This window comes from Streptomyces sp. VNUA24 (assembly GCF_029167005.1).
Classification (GTDB): domain Bacteria; phylum Actinomycetota; class Actinomycetes; order Streptomycetales; family Streptomycetaceae; genus Streptomyces; species Streptomyces scabiei.
This window is the reverse complement of the sequence record NZ_CP119143.1, coordinates 4202711-4221743: the sequence shown is the minus strand read 5'-3', so window position 1 is coordinate 4221743 and position 19033 is coordinate 4202711. Positions and strand designations below refer to the sequence as shown.

11 protein-coding genes are annotated in these 19033 nt (G+C 72.9%); 8 read left to right on the top strand and 3 right to left on the bottom strand.

Annotated features, from left to right (window positions below; genetic code table 11):
* Nucleotide 1 precedes the first annotated feature (1 nt).
* From PYR72_RS17670 to moeZ, 6 genes are all read left to right on the top strand, one after another.
* Nucleotides 2-1756 (top strand): DUF3152 domain-containing protein, encoded by a 1755-nt coding sequence (locus PYR72_RS17670; RefSeq protein ID WP_275456231.1) that lies wholly within the window; start codon nt 2-4, stop codon nt 1754-1756.
* A gap of 222 nt (nt 1757-1978) precedes the next feature.
* The gene (locus tag PYR72_RS17665; protein WP_275456230.1) at nt 1979-4027 is read left to right on the top strand and encodes a DUF3492 domain-containing protein; all 2049 of its coding nucleotides are present in this window, start codon (nt 1979-1981) and stop codon (nt 4025-4027) included.
* On the top strand, nt 4024-5430 hold the full coding sequence (locus PYR72_RS17660; RefSeq protein ID WP_275456229.1) for a hypothetical protein: 1407 nt from the start codon (nt 4024-4026) through the stop codon (nt 5428-5430). The genes PYR72_RS17665 and PYR72_RS17660 overlap by 4 nt, the downstream gene beginning before the upstream one ends.
* 198 nt (nt 5431-5628) lie before the next feature.
* On the top strand, nt 5629-6588 hold the full coding sequence (locus PYR72_RS17655) for an NAD-dependent epimerase/dehydratase family protein (protein WP_059079198.1): 960 nt from the start codon (nt 5629-5631) through the stop codon (nt 6586-6588).
* The gene (locus PYR72_RS17650) at nt 6576-7310 is read left to right on the top strand and encodes a spherulation-specific family 4 protein (protein ID WP_275456228.1); all 735 of its coding nucleotides are present in this window, start codon (nt 6576-6578) and stop codon (nt 7308-7310) included. Before PYR72_RS17655 ends, PYR72_RS17650 begins: the two co-directional genes overlap by 13 nt.
* Nucleotides 7311-7373: 63 nt before the next feature.
* Complete coding sequence (gene moeZ, locus PYR72_RS17645; protein WP_013000856.1) at nt 7374-8552, top strand: adenylyltransferase/sulfurtransferase MoeZ; 1179 nt, start codon at nt 7374-7376, stop codon at nt 8550-8552.
* Nucleotides 8553-8641: 89 nt separating this feature from the next.
* Here the strand turns inward: moeZ and PYR72_RS17640 are convergent, their stop codons facing one another.
* The 3 genes from PYR72_RS17640 to PYR72_RS17630 all read right to left on the bottom strand — a co-directional run bounded on the left by PYR72_RS17640 (nt 8642) and on the right by PYR72_RS17630 (nt 14804).
* Nucleotides 8642-10183 (bottom strand): alpha/beta hydrolase, encoded by a 1542-nt coding sequence (locus PYR72_RS17640; RefSeq protein WP_275456227.1) that lies wholly within the window; start codon nt 10181-10183, stop codon nt 8642-8644.
* A 118-nt stretch (nt 10184-10301) separates the two neighbouring features.
* A complete protein-coding gene (locus PYR72_RS17635; protein ID WP_275456226.1) occupies nt 10302-11846 on the bottom strand; it encodes an alpha/beta fold hydrolase in 1545 nt (514 codons plus the stop codon).
* A 159-nt stretch (nt 11847-12005) separates the two neighbouring features.
* Nucleotides 12006-14804: a lysylphosphatidylglycerol synthase transmembrane domain-containing protein gene (locus PYR72_RS17630; protein ID WP_275456225.1), complete on the bottom strand. Its 2799-nt coding sequence runs from the start codon at nt 14802-14804 to the stop codon at nt 12006-12008.
* Between the two features lie 185 nt (nt 14805-14989).
* Between PYR72_RS17630 and PYR72_RS17625 the strand changes: the two genes are divergently transcribed.
* Both PYR72_RS17625 and PYR72_RS17620 read left to right on the top strand, forming a co-directional pair.
* A complete protein-coding gene (locus tag PYR72_RS17625) occupies nt 14990-15355 on the top strand; it encodes an MGMT family protein (protein ID WP_343245527.1) in 366 nt (121 codons plus the stop codon).
* A 311-nt stretch (nt 15356-15666) separates the two neighbouring features.
* On the top strand, nt 15667-19020 hold the full coding sequence (locus PYR72_RS17620; protein ID WP_275456223.1) for an ATP-dependent DNA helicase: 3354 nt from the start codon (nt 15667-15669) through the stop codon (nt 19018-19020).
* Nucleotides 19021-19033 lie beyond the last annotated feature (13 nt).

The window sequence follows — 19033 nt, the reverse complement described above, 5'->3', positions numbered from 1 at the left end:
CGTGGGACGGCACAGCCGCAAGGGGCGGGCGCCGAAAGGCGACACGAACGAGAAGCCCGGGAAGCCCGAGAAGCCCGGGAAGACCGAGAAGACAACGACGACCGGGCCGGTGACCTCGGCCTGGTCGGGCGACGGTCCACCGGCCGCGCGCCGCACATCGGGCACACAGGGGGGTCCGGGGGTTCAAGGGGTCCGGGGCATGGACGGCTACGGTCGGCCTCATAGCCAGGGGATGCAGGGATTCACCGGCGGTGCGCCCGGGCAGCAGGGTGCTCGTCTTCCCGATGGCACTCCGGCGCACGGCTTCCCCCGTCTGCCCGAGGGCGTGCCGGCGCACGCCGTCCCCCGTTTCGCCGACGGCACTCCGGCGCACGGCTTCCCTCGCCTTCCTGACGGCACGCCCGCGCACGGGATGGCCCGCCTCCCCGACGGCACGCCCGCGCACGGCTTTCCCCGGCTCGCCGGTGGCGCTTCCGCCCACGGGTATCCGCCGAGTCGTGGTGAGCACCCCGAGCAGCGTGAAGCCGGGGGCGGTTGGGGGCACTTGGGTGCTGACGGGCGCCGGACGGGTGCCGGACACGGCGTGGCGCACGGGGCTCCCGCGGGGGCCCCGTATGGTGTGCCGGGCGAGGCGCCACCCACCGGCGCCCCGTACGGCGGACCTCCTGAGCGTTCCGGTCGCCGCATCCCCATTCCCCGGCAGCGGCAGGAGACCATGCCTTCCGGTGGCCCCCGCCAGGCATATCTGGACGCCTTCGACGAGGTCGACGACGCCTTCGCACCCGGTCGGACACCTCGTGCCGCATCGGATGCCGCGGACGGCCGGACCGAGACGGCTCTCCGCGAGAAGCCGCTGCGGGAAGGGACACGGGAGAACCCGCAGGGTCGGCCGGAGCCGGGGGAGCGCCTTCCGCGCGCCGGGGCCGAGCCCGGGGAGACGGCGAAGGCCGGCAAGGGACGGGCGTTCGCCGGCATCGCGGCCGCGGCGGTCACGACCGTACTGGCCGTCGTCGTGGGCGGCCAGATCGCCGCCGGACAGGACGACGCCGCCCCGCAGCCGCAGGCCGCCGACGCCGGCGAACGCGAGGTGCGCGGCGCCTCGCGCGGCGACGACCGGCCCACACCGTCCGGTGCGCCGAGCCCGAGTGTGACCCCGTTGTCGTACGACCAGAAGATGGACCGGACGTACCCGCTCGCGGCGGATCTGGAGGGCGGCGGGAAGTTCGAGGCCGTCAAGGGCTTTGCCAAGGCGCCGGGGAAGGGGCAGAAGTACCGCTACCGCGTCGACGTCGAGAAGGGACTCGGTCTGGACCCCGAGCTGTTCGCCGAGGCGGTGCAGAAGACCCTGAACGACGAGCGGAGCTGGGCCCACGGCGGCGGCCGTACGTTCGAGCGGATCTCCTCGGGCACACCCGACTTCGTGATCACGCTGGCCAGCCCGGGCACCACGGCCACCTGGTGCGCCAAGTCGGGGCTCGACACGACCGTGGACAACGTGTCCTGCGATTCGGCGGCCACCGAACGCGTGATGATCAACGCCTACCGCTGGGCCCAGGGCTCGAAGACCTACGGCGACCAGATCCACGCGTACCGGCAGATGCTGATCAATCACGAGATCGGCCACCGCCTCGGCTACAGCCACGTGACCTGCGACAAGGACGGTGAACTCGCCCCCGTCATGCAGCAGCAGAGCAAGTTCCTGACGTACGACGGGATCACGTGCAAAGCCAATCCCTGGGCCTATCCCGGTAGTTGACGGGGCGTGTGAGGCGACCCCGCACTACCTGACGCAGTGTGATGGGCTGATCCCCTAGCGCGACAAAACGCGCCCCGCCAGGGAAAGTTACGACCGTTCACCCCTTTTGGTGGTGCGACGGACAACCGTCCGTCGCACCCCCGCCTCGTCCGCATACGTTCGTCCCGCTGCGAGCCGCCGGGTGAACGGCGGCTTCTCAAACGGGAGATCGGGGGTGCACGCGTGCGCATCGGACTGCTTACGGAGGGTGGCTATCCGTATGTGAGCGGTGATGCCAGGCTCTGGTGCGACCGACTCGTACGTGGGCTGGCGCGACACGAGTTCGACATCTACGCGCTCAGCCGGAGCGAGCGGCAGGAGGACGAGGGCTGGATCCCGCTGCCGCCCCAGGTCAGCCGGGTTCGTACGGCTCCCCTGTGGACCGCCGAGGACGACGGGACCGTCCATGGGCGCCGGGCACGGCGGCGCTTCGCCGAGGCGTACGGCGAACTGGTGTCCGCGGTGTGCTCAGAGGCATCCGGCGACGGGGCGGCCGTTGAGGCGGACCGTTTCGGCAGCGCGTTGTACGGGCTGGCCGAGCTGGGCCGCGAGGAAGGCGGCCTGGTCGGTGCGCTGCGCTCCGAGGCCGCCGTCACCACACTGGAGCGCGCTTGTCGCGCGCCGGGCGCACTGCGAGGGGCGCGCGAGGCTCGCGTACCGGATCTGCTGACGGTCGCCGCACACCTCGAACGCGCCCTGCGCCCCCTCTCGCTCGACTGGTACGGGGACGACGGGCTCGGCTCGGTCGACCTGTGTCACGCGACCGCCGGGGGCTCGGCCGCGCTTCCCGGGCTGCTGGCCCGGCACTTCCACGGGGTGCCGCTCCTGGTCACCGAGTACGGCGTGCCGCTGCGGGCGCACTACCTCGGGGCAGTCGGTGAAGCGCCGGTGCGCGCCCTGCTCGCGGCCTTCCACCGGCGGCTGACCGCCGAGGTCTACCGGCAGGCCGCCTGTCTCACCCCCGGCAACACCCACGCCCGGCGCTGGCAGGAGCGCTGCGGCGCCGACCGGGCCAGGATCAGGACGGTCTACCCCGGCATGGACGCCGCCCGCTTCGCGGAGGTGGGCGAGTCGCCGGAGTACGCGGATCCGTACACCGTCGTCTGGGTCGGCCGCATCGAGCCCGCCAAGGATCTGATCTCACTGCTGCACGCCTTCGCCGAGATCCGCCGGGCCGAGCCCAAGGCACGACTCAGGATCATCGGAGCGGCGGCGGGCTCCGAGGCCACCGCCTATCTGGGCCACTGCAGAGCCCTGGCCGCGCAGCTCTTCCCCGACGAGGCGGACGGCCTCCACGCGGTCGGCGACAACCCCGTCTCCTTCGAGGAGATCGGCGACCCGGCCGTCCCCGATGTGGCCGGTGCCTACGCGGCGGGTGCGGTGGTCGTGCTGTCCAGCGTCGTCGAGGGCTTTCCGATCAGCCTGGTCGAGGCCATGTTCTGCGCCCGGCCGACGGTCTCCACCGATGTGGGCGCGGTCGTGGAGGTCATCGGCGGCACGGGCCTCGTCGTTCCTCCGCGCAACCCGCGGGCGCTGGCCGAAGCGTGCGTGGCGCTGCTGCGGGAGCCCCAGCGCCGTGCGCGCCTGGGCGCGGCCGCCCGCGCACGCGCTCTCGAACTCTTCACGGTGGAACAGAACGTCGAGGCATTTCGTGGCATCTACCTGGAGGTCGTCTCCCAGGCCCCGGTGCGCAAGGTCGTCCTCGACGGCACCGGGGAACCACTGCCCTTCGGAGCTCCCGCCGAGGCCCGGGTACCCGGCCGCTGGACCGACTCGCGACTGATGACGGGCGGCTTCGGTGTGGCCGGAGTGGCCGGGGTGGCGGGCATCGCCGGGGTCGCGGGGGGTGCCGGCGGCCCGGGGCGCGGGGCGGCCGGGTCCGGGCGGCCGCGCTGGGCCGTCGACGCGCCTGAGTCGGCGGCCGCACCGGTCGTGGGGACCACGGCGTCGGCCGCGGCGCCGACTGCGGCGCCGACTGCGACGGCGGAATCGGCATCGGAGTCGGCATCGGCATCGGCGTCGGCGTCGGTCGTGCCCCCGAGTTCCGGGGCGCCTGCCATGGCCACGGCTTCCGGCTCCGCGCCCGCCGCCGCGTCCGGCGCTGTGCCCGCCACGGCGGCGCCGTCCACCCCTTCGGCCTCGGACGCGGTCCCGGTCCCAGTTCCGGCCGTGGAGAGGTCTCCGGATACGACCGCCGGGCAGCCCGTGCCTGCGGGGGAGGGCGCGCGATGAGCGAATTGCGGCTGGACGGGCTGGGCGGGCTGGACGGATGGGAGGGGCGAGAGGGGCTGGATGGACCCGAGGGGCTGGATGGGCGAGACGGGCAGGTCGGACGGGAGGTGTTCGATGTGGCCGATGGCGTCGCGGAGTTGGACCGCTCGGGCGTCGAGCCCGGCGGGGCCGGTGTGATCGGTGCGGCCGTCGCGGGATGCTCGTCCGGTCCGCACCCTCCGCCGGATGCCATGACCTCGCCCGCTCTCCAGGCGTCCCACGACCTCGTCGCCTCACTCGAACCGACCGCGCGCCCGGGCGAGCACGGCCCCTCCGCCCCCTCACCCACGTCCGCGCCCCGACGCGGCGCCGTCGACCCCGTGAAGGCGTTGATGCACCGGCACCGGGACCTCTGCGAACGGGCCGTGGACCCCTTGGAGATCGCCGCCGGGCTGGAGGCGCACGGGGTGACCGACCGCACCGCCGCCCGCTTTCGACACCGGGACGTCTTCTCCCTCGCCGAGGAGATGTACGCGCGGGTGTCGCGGGACGGGGAGGAGGTCACCGAGCGCGAGCCGGTGCCGAACGCGCCCGGCGCGCGCGGCGGCTGGGCCGTGCTCGCCCTTCTTCCGGGCGCCCTGTGCGCGGCGGCTGTCGTCGGCGTGCGCCTCACCGACGGCCGGCCCCGTCTCGCGGTCGCCGCGGCCGGCGCACTCGCGGTGGCGCTCGCCCTCCGCGTCGCCCTCGACCGCGGCCCCCTGCGCGCCCCCTCGGACGCCACCGGCCGTACCCGCGTCTGGACCTGCTGGCTGGTCGCGTACGCGCTCCTCGGCGACGGCCTGCTCACCGCCGGTCTCGACGACGGTCCCCACGGCCCGTGGCCCCTGACCGTCGCGCCGGTGCTCGCGCTCGCGCTGTCCTGCGCCCCCGCCGTCTGGTGCGCCCAGCTCCTCGCCACCGGTGCCCGCCGCAAACTCGCCTCCAGCCGAGGTCTCGCGGAGTTCGCCGACTCCGTCAAGCCCCTGATCCTCGGCGTGTTCGCGCTCCACCTCTGCGCCCTGGCCGCCCTGCTGGCGCTCTGCGCCGAGGTCCTGCACGAGCCCTCCTTCCACGCCGGCGCGGGCGCCCTCGGCGCACTTCTCCTCCTCGCCCGCCTCCTCATCGCCCACGGAACCCCTCAGGTTCCGGTCGTCGTCCTCCGCGCGGCCGCCCTGGCCGAGGCGCTCGCGCTGGGCACGGTCTTCGCGAGCCGCCTGCCCGGCTGCTCCCTCCTGGCCGTCCCCGTCCGTGCGGTCGTGGACGCCTGGGGGGCCGGGGCCCTACCCGCCCTTGTGTGCGGCACCGCCGCGCTCGTCCTGCTCGTCCACGCCACCCGCACGCTGACCCGGGCCTCGGCCCACTCCCTGCCCTCCGGGGCGACCTGACCCGTCCGAGGCCCTTCGCCCGGCGGCCACACGTCGCCGTACGAGGTCCGGGCCGACCGACGCCCGGGGCTCGCGTCCCGGGCGCCCGTCCCGCGGGGCCGACACCGCGGGCCACCTCATCACCCACGGCACCACCCCATAAGGAGAACGCCAGATGATCACCTCCCGAACCGGAGAACCCGCCCCGGGAGCCGCCCGATGAGGGTCCTGCTGATCGGAGCCAACGGGTACCTCGGCCGCTTCGTCGCCGAGCGTCTGCTCGCCGACCCGGCCGTACAGCTCACCGCGCTCGGCCGCGGCGACGACGCCGACGTACGGTTCGACCTCGCCACCGGCAGCCCGGGCGCGCTCACCCGCTTCCTGGACGCCGTCCACCCCGGAGTCGTCGTCAACTGCGCCGGAGCCACCCGCGGCGGCGCCCGCGAACTCACCCGGCACAACACCGTCGCCGTCGCCACCGTCTGCGAGGCCCTGCGCCGCAGCGGCTGCGGCGCCCGCCTGGTGCAGCTCGGCTGCGGCGCCGAATACGGACCCAGCCAGCCCGGGTCCTCCACCGCCGAGGACGCCGTGCCCCGCCCCGGCGGCCCGTACGGCGTGAGCAAACTCGCCGCAACCGAACTCGTCCTCGGCTCCGGCCTGGACGCCGTGGTCCTGCGCGTCTTCTCGCCCGCCGGGCCCGGCACACCGGCCGGCTCGCCGCTCGGCCGGCTCGCCGAGGCCATGCGCCGCGCCATGCAGTCCGGCGACGGCGAACTCAAGCTCGGCGGCCTCGGCGTCCAGCGCGACTTCGTCGACGTCCGCGACGTCGCCCGTGCCGTCCACGCCGCCTCCCTCTCCGCGGCTCAGGGGGTGATCAACATCGGCTCGGGCCGCGCCGTGCGCCTCCGCGACGCCGCGGCCGTCCTCGCCCGCGTGGCCGGCTACGGCGGCGCCCTCCACGAACTCGACGCTCCGCCCGGCCCCCTCAGGCCCACCATCGGCCACCCCCGCCCCGAACCTGACCACGCCACCCCCGTCTCCTACCCCTACCCGGACGGGTGCGGCAGCTGGCAGCAGGCCGACGTCCGCACCGCCCGGGACCGCCTCGGCTGGCGACCCAGGATCAACCTGGAGGAATCTCTCGCCGACATCTGGATGGAGGCGGCGTGCCGTATCTGACCCCGGCGCCCTCCGCCATCGCGCACACCGGCCTGAGCCTCGGCTTCGGCATCCCCGGCTATGCCCACCCCCTCGTCGCCCCCTTGGAATGGGGTGAACTCGCCCGTCCCGGCACCCCTTTGCACTGGGTCGTCCTGAACATCTCCGACGGTCCCGGCACCCGCCCCGACCCGCACTGCCTCGAAGCCGCCGGACGGCTGCGGAACGCGGGCGTCCGCGTCCTCGGCTACGGGGCGCGCGCCCTCGGCGACATCGCCTCCGACGCGCGCCGGTATCTCGACTGGTACCGCACCGACGGGTTCTTCCTGGACCGCTGCCCCACCGAACACGGCGCCCTGCCGGACACCGAGCGCACGGCCACCGCCCTCCGCGCGCTTCTCGGCGGCGGGCACCTCGTCCTCGGGCACGGCACCCACCCGCACCCCGGCTATGTCGACATCGCCGACCAACTGGTGACCTTCTCCGGGCCCTGGAGCGACTACCGCTGGTCGCAGGCGGCCGAGTGGACCGCCGACCATCCGCCCGAGCGCTTCTGCCACTTCGTCCACGGCGTTCCGCGCGGACACCTCGACGAGGCACTGCGCGTCGCCCGCTGGCAGGGTGCCGCCACCATCTACTTCACCGACCGCAGGGACCGCGGCGGCCGGACCGACCCTTGGGAGACGATGCCCGGCTACTGGGACGACATCGTCTCGCTGGTTGGAACGGGTGTCTCGGAATGAAAAAGGGCGTGGCAGTGTTACGGGGAGAACAACTGTAGTGATTGACCGACCAACGGAGTCCCCGTGTCGCTGCCACCCCTGGTCGAGCCCGCTTCCGAGCTCACCGTAGACGAGGTCCGCAGGTACTCCCGCCACCTGATCATCCCCGACGTCGGGATGGACGGGCAGAAGCGGCTGAAGAACGCCAAGGTGCTGTGTGTGGGCGCCGGCGGCCTCGGCTCCCCGGCGCTGATGTACCTGGCCGCGGCGGGCGTCGGCACGCTCGGCATCGTGGAGTTCGACGAGGTCGACGAGTCGAACCTGCAGCGCCAGATCATTCACAGCCAGGCCGACATCGGCCGCTCCAAGGCCGCGTCCGCGCGCGACTCCGTGCTCGGGATCAACCCGTACGTGAACGTGATCCTCCACGAAGAGCGGCTCGAGGCCGAGAACGTGATGGACATCTTCAGCCAGTACGACCTGATCGTCGACGGCACGGACAACTTCGCGACCCGCTACCTGGTCAACGACGCGTGCGTGCTGCTGAACAAGCCGTACGTGTGGGGCTCGATCTACCGCTTCGACGGCCAGGCCTCCGTGTTCTGGTCCGAGCACGGACCCTGCTACCGCTGCCTCTACCCCGAGCCCCCGCCGCCGGGCATGGTCCCCTCCTGCGCCGAGGGCGGTGTCCTCGGTGTGCTGTGCGCCTCCATCGGCTCCATCCAGGTCACCGAGGCCATCAAGGTCCTCACCGGCACGGGTGAGCCGCTGGTCGGCCGCCTGATGATCTACGACGCCCTGGAGATGCAGTACCGCCAGGTCAAGGTCCGCAAGGACCCCGACTGCGCGGTCTGCGGCGAGAACCCCACCGTCACCGAACTCATCGACTACGAGGCCTTCTGCGGCGTCGTCTCCGAGGAGGCACAGGAGGCGGCGGCCGGCTCGACGATCACTCCCAAGCAGCTCAAGGAGTGGATCGACGACGGCGAGAACATCGAGATCATCGACGTCCGCGAGATCAACGAGTACGAGATCGTGTCCATCCCGGGCGCCAAGCTGATCCCGAAGAACGAGTTCCTCATGGGCACCGCCCTGGAGGCCCTCCCGCAGGACAAGAAGATCGTCCTGCACTGCAAGACGGGTGTCCGCAGTGCGGAAGTCCTGGCCGTCCTGAAGTCGGCGGGCTTCTCCGACGCGGTCCACGTCGGCGGCGGCGTGATCGGCTGGGTCAACCAGATCGAGCCGAGCAAGCCGGTCTACTAGACCCGCGTCCTCCCGGCAGGGGCTCGGCACCACGGGTGCCGGGCCCCTCGCCGCGCCCGCCCGTACCGGGGCGCGGCGGCCCTCCCGGGCTACGAGCAGACTTTGCCGTCCTTCGGCACCGTCCCGTCCAGCAGATACGCGTTCACCGTCGAGTCGACGCACGTACTGCCGCTGCCGTACGCGCCATGGCCCTCGCCCTTCCAGGTGAGCATCACACCGACGTCCTCGCCCAGTTCCGCGGCCATCTTCCGCGCGCCCTCGTAGGGCGTCGCCGGATCCCCGGTGTTGCCCACCACGAGGACGGGCGCGGCCCCCGGTGCGCTCACCTCCGGTGAGTCCGTCAGGCCCGGCACCGGCCAGTCGTGGCACCAGCCCGCGGTGTCCCACCCCAGGAACTCGCCGAAGACGGGCGAGATCTCCCGGAACTCGGGCAACAGCCTCTTCGTCTCCTCCACGCTCGGCCGCTGCCTCTGGTCCAGGCACGATATGACCCGTTGGGAGTGGGTCGTCGTGCCGTAGCGGCCGGACGGGTCGCGTTCGTTGTACCCGTCGGCCAGCGCGAGCAGTTCGGTGCCGTCGCCGTCCTCGGCTGCGTCGAGCGCGCTGGTCAGCGTGGGCCAGCTCCGCTCGCTGTAGAGCGGCAGGACGATACCGGTGGTCGCCAGCGTCTGGGTGAGTTCGCGGCCGGACGTCGTCGCCAGTGGCTTCGCGTCGATCCGCTCCAGCAGCTTCTCGATCTTCCGTGTGCCCGCCTCGGGGTCCTGGCCGGTCGACTTCAGGTAGTTGTCGAGAGCCCGCTGGAAGCCCAGGGTCTGGTTCTTCGCGTGGCCCACCGTGTCGGCGGTCGGGTCGACCACCGCGTCCAGGACCAGGCGCCCCACGTTCCGGGGGAACAGGTGGGCGTAGACCCCACCCAGTTCGGTGCCGTACGAGATACCGAGGTAGTGCATCTTCTCGTCGCCGAGGACCCGGCGCATGACGTCCATGTCGCGGGCGGTCTCGGCGGTCGAGACGTGTGACAGCAGCTTGCCGGCGGCCTTCTCGCATCCCGCGCCGAAGTCGGCCGCGTCCTGGAAGAAGGCCCGCTCCTCGGCGGCGTCGTCGGGGGTGGCGTCCACCGACTCGCTCGCCTGGATCTCCTTGTCGCCGCGGCAGCGCACCCCCTCGCTCCCGGCCACCCCGCGCGGGTCCCAGCTCACCAGGTCGTACCGCTTGTGCAGTTCGCTCGTCAGTCCCGCGTACGACGGCAGCATGGACACGCCGGAGCCGCCGGGGCCGCCGAAATTGAACAGGAGGGAGCCGAGGCGTTCCCCGGCGTCGCCGGTCGCCTTGCTGCGGATCAGTGCGAGCCCGATCGTCCCCTTGTCCGGTTTCGCGTAGTCCAGCGGGACCCTCAGCGTCGCGCACTGCCAGTCCCCGCCCGGTGCGGGGCCCTCCGAAGTCGCCTCGCAGCGATCCCAGTCGAGCTTCTGGCGCGGCGCCGGCACCGGCGACCCCGGCGGTGCGGGTGAGGACGACGAGCCCTTCGCGTCGTCCGCCTTGTCACCCGCTCTGTCGTCCGCACCGCCGCTGCATCCGGTGACCAGCAGCACGGCAGCAGCCAGGGCGGCCCCCCGTGTCAAGCGCGCCATGCTTGCCTCCCCCTCCAGCGATGTCGTCCGCCGGATGTCCCGAATGGCGGTCATGCCATGGTATGCGGACCGTCGTGAACGCCGAGACAGCCTGTGGATAACGTTCTGACCTGCACATTCATGAGCAGACCGTGCCTGCTTTCGGGGTCTGTCCCCTGAGCAGGTAGCCGTCCACGGCCTTCTGGACGCAGGTGTTCCCGCTGTTGTACGCACCATGGCCCTGTCCCCGGTACGTCAGCTCGACCCCGACTCCCGCGCCGAGGGCCTCGACCATCTTCCGGGCCCCCTCGTACGGCGTGGCGGGATCGCCCGTGTTGCCGATCACGAGGATCGGCGCCGCTCCCGGGGCCCGCACGTCGGGATGGTCGGCCGCACCGGCGACGGCCCAGTCCGTGCAGGTGAGCAGGGACCAGGCCAACCAGTCGCCGAAGACGGGGGAGGCCGCCCGGAACTCGCCCAGCCGCGCTTCCACGTCGGCGGTGGTGTAGCGCGGCGCGGAGTCCGCGCAGTTGATGGAGACGTTCGCCGCGGTGAGGTTGCTGTACTCGCCGTTCTCGCTGCGCCCGTTCATGGAGTCGGACAGCGACATCAGCAGGCTGCCGTCCCCTTCGTACGCCAGCTCGAGCCCCTGGGTCAGGTACGGCCAGAGGTCCTGGGAGTACAGGGCCTGGGCGATCCCGCTCGTGGCGAGGGTCTGGGTGAGGTCGCGGGGGAAGATCCCGTCGATCGGCTGGGTGTCGAGGTCGTCGAGCAGCTTGGTGATCCGGTTCTCGACGTCCTGCTCGCTGTCGCCGACCGGGCAGTCCTCGGTCTTCGACACGCAGTCCCGGGCGTAGTTGCCCAGCGCCAGCTGAAAGCCCCCGGCCTGTCCGAGCGAGCCCTGCTCCGCCGTCTGTGTCGGGTCGACGACCGCGTCGAACACCGCGCGTCCGACCTTCCGCGGGAACAGGTGGGCGTAGACGCCGCCGAGTTCCGTGCCGTAGGAGATGCCGAAGTAGTGGAGCTCGTCGTCGCCGAGGACCTGCCGCATGAGGTCCAGGTCGCGGGCCGCGTCCGTGGTGCGCACGTGCGGGAGGGTCTTGCCGGAGTTCTCCTCGCAGGCGGCGTTGAAGGACTTGGTGGTGTCGAGGAGCTTCCTCCGCTCGGTGGCGTCGTCCGGGGTCCCGTCCTGTTGGAAGTACTCGTCGAGTTGCTCGTCGTCCTCGCACCGCACGCCCGCGCTGCGGCCGACCCCTCGCGGGTCGAAGCTGACGAGGTCGTAGCGGGTGCGCAGGGTCGCGTAGTCCTGCGCGGAGGCCGGCAGCGACTTGACGCCCGAGCCGCCCGGGCCGCCGAAGTTGAACACCAGCGAGCCGATGCGCCTGCTTTTCGCGCCGCTGGTGCGCGCCCGGATCAGCGCGATGCCGATGGTGTCGCCGTCGGGCTCGTCCCAGTCGAGGGGCGCCTTCATGGTGGCGCACTGCCATTCGTCCCCGTCGGGCAGCGGGGAGGGCGCGGTGCCACCGCCCTCGGACTCGGACGGGGCCTCGCAGGTCTTCCAGCTCAGCTTCTGCGTGGTCAGGTCCGTGTCGTCCCCCTTGACGTCGTCGCCGCACGCCGCCAGGGAGAGCAGGACGGCGGCCGTGGCCACGGCGACGGCACGGGAGCGGGGCGAGGTGGGCATGCCCCCATCGTGGAGGCGGCCGGGTCGATGCGCCCCGGGGCACGGGCCGTGCGGGTGAGCGGCGCCACGGCGGCACGCGCGCGGGCGGGTGAGCGCGGGACGCCCCCACGCGCGCGTGCGCCTCCTGGGCCGCGTCAACAACCCTGCGGGTCAATACACCTAGAGCGCGCCCTTCCGCGACAACTGGTTGAAGGCCAGCCATCCGGGAAGCACCGGCAGCCACAGGGTGAGCAGCCGGAACAGCAGCACGGCCGGCGCGGCGACCTCCTTGGGGAGGCCGACCGCGATCAGACCGACCGTCAGGGTGGCCTCCACCGCGCCCACACCGCCCGGGGTCGGCGCCGCGGACCCCAGCGCGTTGCCCGCGAGGAAGACGACGGCGACGCTGGCGATGCTGATCGAGACGTCCTCGTTGCCGAAGGCGCGGATGGAGGCGTCCAGGCACATCACGAAGCAGCCCGTGAGAAGCAGCATGCCGCCGATGCCGGTCACCAGCTTCTGCGGCCGCTGCAGCACGTCGAGCATGCGCGGCACGACACCGGCGAAGAGCGAGCGCACGCGCGTGACGACGAACTTGCGCAGGAACGGGATCGACGTGACCACCAGCACGAGCACCGCAACGGTCAACAGGCCCGCGATGACGGTCCGGGACGGCGACAGGGACGGCGTCTTCTCCGTGCCGGTCAGATAGCCGAAGGCGAGCAGCATCAGGATGTGGCAGCCCAGGCCGAAGAGCTGGGACGCGCCGACACTCGCCACCGCGAGACCGGGCCGCACCCCGGCGCGCTGCAGGAAGCGTGTGTTCAGTGCCACACCGCCCACCGCGGCCGGCGCCACGATCTTGACGAACGAGCCGGCTACCTGGGCCCCGACCGTCCGCAGGAACGGCACCCGCTCCGGCACGAAGCCCAGCAGGCTCATGGCCGCCGCGACGTAGCTGAGCGCGGAGAAGAACACGGCGGCGGCGACCCAGCCCCACTCGGCGTTCTGGATGAGCGGGCCGAACTCGATGTGGGTCAGCTGGGTCAGCAGGAAGTACGCGCCGATCGCGCCGGCGATGAGACTGATCAGGGTGCGGGGCTTGACCCGCTCCAGCCGGGCCGGTTCGACCGGTGCCTGAGGCCTGATCAGCAGCACCTGGTGCCGGATCTGGGTGAGCAGGTCCTCTTCGCGGGCCTCCTCCAGGGCCTCGTCGATCGCCCGCTTCTCCGCCCGCTGCTCGGCCCGTACGGCCTTCTTGTCGGCCTTGGCGGGTTCAACGGCCGCCTTGCTGTGCTCCTCCGCGCGGGCCTGCTTGGCCAGATGGGATGCCTCCAGCACCGCCTCGCGCTCGCGTTCGGCCCGTTCCCGGGCCAGTCTGCGCAGGGTCGCGCGCGTGGAGCGCGAGAGGGCGATGGGCTGCAGCAACGGCAGGCAGTCGGCCACGGCGTCGGGGCCGAGCACGCTCACCGCCGAGGCCACCGCGCGTTCGGCGCCCACGCGCAGGCCCAGGGTCGTCAGCAGCTGGGAGACGTCCATGCGCAGCACCAGGTCGCCCGCCGCGATCTCGCCGACGCGCAGATCGGTCAGGATCACCGTGCCGGAACGATCCACCACAATCGCGTCCCCCACGAGCCTGCGGTGGGCGATGCGCCGCGACTGCAGGGCCTTCACCTGGTGCCAGGTGTCCGACATCAGCGCGTCGGTGACCTCGTCGTCCGCCAGGGAGTCCAGGGTGCGGCCGCCGGTGTGCTCGTAGACGAGCATCACGGCGTCCGGTCCGAGTTCGGAGGTCGCGATCAGCTTGGGCGCGTTGGCGCCGGCCGCGATGGCCGCGTACGCGAGGAGCGCCTCCTGCTCCAGTGCCTGGCGCAGTGACTGCAGGCTGCGGCGGGTGGTGATGCCGCGCAGCGTCAGCCGCCGCCAGACGCGGTAGAAGAACCCCTGCGCCTGTTGTTCCCGGTCGACGACGGTCACGTCCAGGGGCGGGCCGTCCTCCAGGGTCACGAAGTACCGGCGGCCGCGGTCACCGCCCTCGGCCGTCTCCGGGACCTCCTCACGGGCCGCGCTCACCGGTCTGAAGCCGACACGTCTGAGGCCGGCCATCAGGGTCCGGCCGGTCGGGCGTACGTTCGGGGAGCCGACCGCGTAGAGGGTCCCGTAGGCGACGGTCCAGCCGATGAGCACCGTCAGGATGATCGAGAACGGTGTCGTGTAGCCGGTGACCAGCATCGAGAAGGCGTCCAGCAGCAGCACGATCCACAGCACGGCCCGCCAGCGGGGTCTGCGGGACATGCCGACGGCGGTCATGTACGCGATGACCGGTGCGAGATAGCCGTGCACGGGGTCGGTGAGCGCGTGCATGCCGCCGGGTGAGGGTTGGGTGAGAGCTTCCTGGATCGAGTCCGGGGCCGCTCTGGCGACCCACAGGTCGGTCGCCAGCGTCACTCCGTGTGCCAGGACCGCCGCGAGCACTCCGTCGGCGATGCGCAGCCCGTCCCGCTTGATCAGGCGTTCGATCGCGAAGGCGACCGGCACCAGCAGGATGGCGATGCTGGACCCGAGGCCCGCGAGATTGATCAGCAGATCGGGCGCCTGGCCGGTGCCCTTGTTGATGTCCTGTTCGAGGCCGGAGGTGGTGCCGTGGGCGAACGCGGCAATCGCCAGCAGCAGGACGATGCCGAGGATGCCGACCGACAGCCGCATGAGGTCGGAGGGACGGTGCACGCGCGCGGGGAGCAGCGGTTCGTCGCCCTCGACCTCCTCGGCGTGGGCCTCCTGCGCACCGTCCGGCCCGACCTGCCGGTCCTTGTCCTCCTGTGTCACCGGGGAGGCGGTTTCGGCCACGGCCGGGACGGGGTCCGGGGCCTTCTTCGAGACGTTCTCGGTGCCCTCGCCGCCCTCCTCGGCGGTGTCGGGGCGCGAAGAGGCGTCAGAGGTGCCCGCCGCGTCATCGGGGTGCACGCTCTGCTGTTTCATCGTCTCTTCTTGGTCTCGTATCACCAGTCACCGCCCGCACGATGGTGGCATGCCGGGTGGGCACACAGGGGCATCAGGGTGCAATGCGGGGGCGCACAGTCTGCCCGAAGACCGCCCCCGGGGCGAGGCACGCACGCGTCGGCCACCTTGTCCCATTGTCGGTGGGGTGGGGCAGGATGGGCCGGATGAGCGAGGAGAGCCTTCCGGCGGACGCCCTGCCGGAGTACGCGGAGCGGGTCCTCGAGGTCACCGACCTGATCCCGCCGGGGCGTGTCATGACATACGGGGACGTCGCCGAATGGCTGGGAGAGGGCGGCCCGCGCCAGGTGGGCCGCGTGATGGCCCTCTACGGAGGAGCGGTCGCCTGGTGGCGCGTCGTCCGCTCCGACGGCGTCCTGCTGCCCGGACACGAACTGAGAGCCCTGGACCGCTACCGCGTGGAGGGCACGCCCCTGCGCGAGGCGAGCCGCGCGGCCGAGGGCCATGTGCCGCGCGTCGACATCAGACGCGCGCGCTGGGACGGCGGCGGGCACGCGGAGGAGCGCGAGTGACAGCCGTCGGGGCCCGGCCGGCTCCCGTGCGCCCCTTGCTCCGTACGAGGGAAGCGGGGGACGCCGGCAGCATGCCGTACGTTCGTGGGGCGAGGGACGCACGTGCCGCGCGAGTCGGGAGGGAACAAGGGGAAGCTCTGCTTCCGCAGCACCCGTCGGCGTAGCGTCGGCTCCGCATGTCCCCCTCACCCCGCGGCCACCGCCCTCACCGGGCGGCGGGCCGCGCACCCGTCCCCCGACCACCACCCCCCGGCTTCGGCGCGCCGCGCCGGCAGTGACATCTCGCACACCCACCAGGACCGGCGAACCACGTGAGCTCCTCTTTCTCCACCAGGCGCCCGTCGCACCCCGAGGTGCGACAGGGGAGCCGTGGCGCTTATCGACTGGTGCGTACCCCACCGGCCCGAAGGAACCCCCCTCCTCTGGACGCCGAGCAGCGCGCGGTGGTTGACCACGGAAGCGGCCCTCTGCTCGTCCTCGCGGGTCCGGGCACCGGCAAGACCACCACCCTTGTCGAGACCGTCGCGGCCCGCGTCGCCCGGGGAGCCGACCCCGCGCGCGTCCTGGTCCTCACCTTCAGCCGTAAGGCCGCGGTGGAGCTGCGCGACCGGATGGCCCTGCGCATGGGCGCCGCGCGCGCCCCGCAGGCCACCACCTTCCACTCCTTCTGCTACGCCCTGATCCGGGCCCACCAGGACAGCGACCTGTTCGTCGAGCCCCTGCGGCTGCTGTCCGGCCCCGAGCAGGACGTGGCGGTACGCGCGCTGCTCGCGGGCCAGCCCGACCTGGAGCGGCTGGGCCTGGCGCACGTGCGCTGGCCGGACGAGCTGCGTGCCTGCCTGACCACGCGCGGGTTCGCCGACGAGGTCCGCGCGGTCCTCGCCCGGAGCCGCGAACTGGGCCTGGCCCCCGAGGACCTGCGGGCCTTCGCCACGCGCATCGGCCGACCGGACTGGATCGCCGCCTCCGCCTTCCTCGCCGAGTACCTCGACGTCCTCGACCTGCAAGGAGTGCTCGACTACGCGGAACTGGTCCACCGCGCCGTGCTCCTCGCCGGCCGCCCCGGCGTCGCCGAGCGGCTGGCCGCCCGGTACGACGCGGTCTACGTCGACGAGTACCAGGACACCGACCCCGCCCAGGTACGGCTCCTCAGGGCCCTCGCGGGCGGCGGACGCACCCTGGTGGCGTTCGGCGACCCCGACCAGTCGATCTACACCTTCCGGGGCGCCGACGTGAACGGCATCCTGGAGTTCCCCTCGGCCTTCCCGCGCGTGGACGGCCGCCCGGCCCCGGTCGCGGTCCTCCGGCACTCCCGCCGCTCGGGCGCGGACCTGCTGACCGCCACCCGGCTCCTCACCCAGCGGATGCCGCTCACCCGTCTCCCCGCCGAGAAGGTACGGGCCCACCGCGAGCTCCGGCCCGTACGGGACGGGGGACGCATCGAGGTCTACACGTACCCGACCCCGGGCACCGAACTGGACAACATCGCGGACGTGCTGCGGCGGGCCCACCTGGAGGACGGCGTCCCCTGGAGCGAGATGGCCGTCCTCGTGCGCGCCGGCGCCCGCACGATCCCCTCCATGCGCCGCGCCCTCACCGCCGCGGGCGTCCCCCTCGAGATCGACGGCGACGATCTGCCCCTGCGCCACGAACCCGCCGTCCAGCCCCTGCTGACGGCCCTGCGGGCGGTCGCGCGGGCGGAGCTGGGGACGGCGGACGCGGCAGCCCCGGCCGAGGAGCCCGACGGCCAACCTCACGACCCGTCCATCGAGCCTGGCCCGCCGCGGTCCTCCTGGCTGGACACCGAGACCGCGCTCACGCTTCTCGCCTCCCCTCTCGCCGGCATGGACACCGCCGACCTGCGGCGCCTCGGCCGGGCGCTGCGCGAGGAGGAGCGGGCCGGCGGGAACCCCGTACCACCCCCCTCGGACGAACTGCTGACACGCGCACTGGCCGAACCGGAGCGACTGGTGGCGCACGATCCGGTGTACGCGCGGGGGGCGCAACGCCTGGGCGCACTGCTGCGGAAGGCTCGCGAGCGCCTGGCGGGCGGCGGCACCACCGAGGAGGCGCTGTGGGAGCTGTGGGACGGCACACCCTGGCCCCGGCGCCTGGAGCGGGCCGCACGGCGCGGCGGTGCGGCCGGGCGCAACGCGGACCGGGACCTCGACGCCGTGTGCGCGCTGTTCGCCACGGCGGCACGCGCGGAGGAGCGCACCGGCGGGCTCGGCGCCCTCAACTTCCTGGCCGAGATCGAGGCCGAGGACATCGCCGCCGACACGCTCACCGGACGGGCCGTACGCCCCGACGCCGTTCGCCTGATGACCGCGCACCGCTCCAAGGGCCTGCAGTGGCGCCTGGTCGTCGTCGCGGGTGTCCAGGAGGGCCTGTGGCCGGACCTGCGGCGTCGCGGCTCGCTCCTGGAGGCCGACCGCATCGGCCGCGACGGCCTCGCCGAGCCGCTCACGCCGGGCGCGCTGCTCGCCGAGGAACGCCGGCTGTTCTACGTGGCCGCCACGCGCGCGCGGGAACGCCTCGTCGTCACCGCGGTGAAGGCGCCGGCCGACGACGGCGACCAGCCCTCCCGCTTCCTCGCCGAGCTGGGCGTCGAACCCAGGGACGTCACCGGGCGCCCCCGTCGCCCGCTGTCCGTCGCCTCCCTCGTCGCCGAACTGCGCGCCACCACCGTGGACCCGCGCGTGTCGGAGCCCCTGCGCGAGGCCGCGGCCCTGCGCCTGGCGAGACTGGCCGCGCTCAGCGACGAGGACGGCCGACCGCTGGTGCCGTCGGCCCACCCGTACCGCTGGTGGGGGATGTTCGAGCCCACCGAGAGCAAGGTGCCGCTCAGGAACCGTGACCAGCCCGTCGTGCTGTCCGGCAGCGCCCTCGACCAGCTAGCCAACACCTGTGCCCTGCAGTGGTTCCTGGGCCGCGAGGTGAAGGCGGACGCGCCCGCGACCGCCGCCCAGGGCTTCGGCAACGTCGTCCACGTGCTCGCCGACGAGGTCGCCTCCGGCCGGACCCCCGCCGACCTCGACGTCCTCATGGAGCGCCTCGACTCCGTGTGGAACGCGCTCGCCTTCGACGCGCCCTGGAAGTCGGAGCAGGAGAAGCAGCACGCGCGTGTGGCCCTCGAACGCTTCCTGAAGTGGCACGTCATGGACCGCACGGGCCGCACCCCCGTAGCCAGCGAGCACGACTTCGACGTCACCCTGGAAGCGGGCGACTACGAGGTGCGCATCCGCGGCTCCATGGACCGGGTCGAGACCGACACCGAGGGTCGCGCCTACGTCGTCGACTTCAAGACGGGCAAGCAGGCCGTGAGTTCGGCCGAGGTCACCCGCCACCCCCAGCTCGCCGTGTACCAGCTCGCGGTCCGCGAGGGAGCCGTCGACGAGCCCTTCGGCGGCGTACGGCCCGAAGCGGGCGGCGCCGAACTCGTCCAGCTGCGGCAGGGCGCCGCCAAGAAGAACGGCGGCGAGACCGTCCCCAAGGTGCAGGCCCAGGAACCCCTGCAGGGCGAGTGGGTGGGCGATCTGCTGGCCACGGCCGCGGGCAAGGTCCTGGACGAACGTTTCTCACCCACCGCGGGACAACACTGTGCACACTGCGCTTTCCGGGCGTCGTGCAGTGCCCGCGCGGAGGGCCGGCACGTGGTGGAGTGAGGCCGCCCGCGGG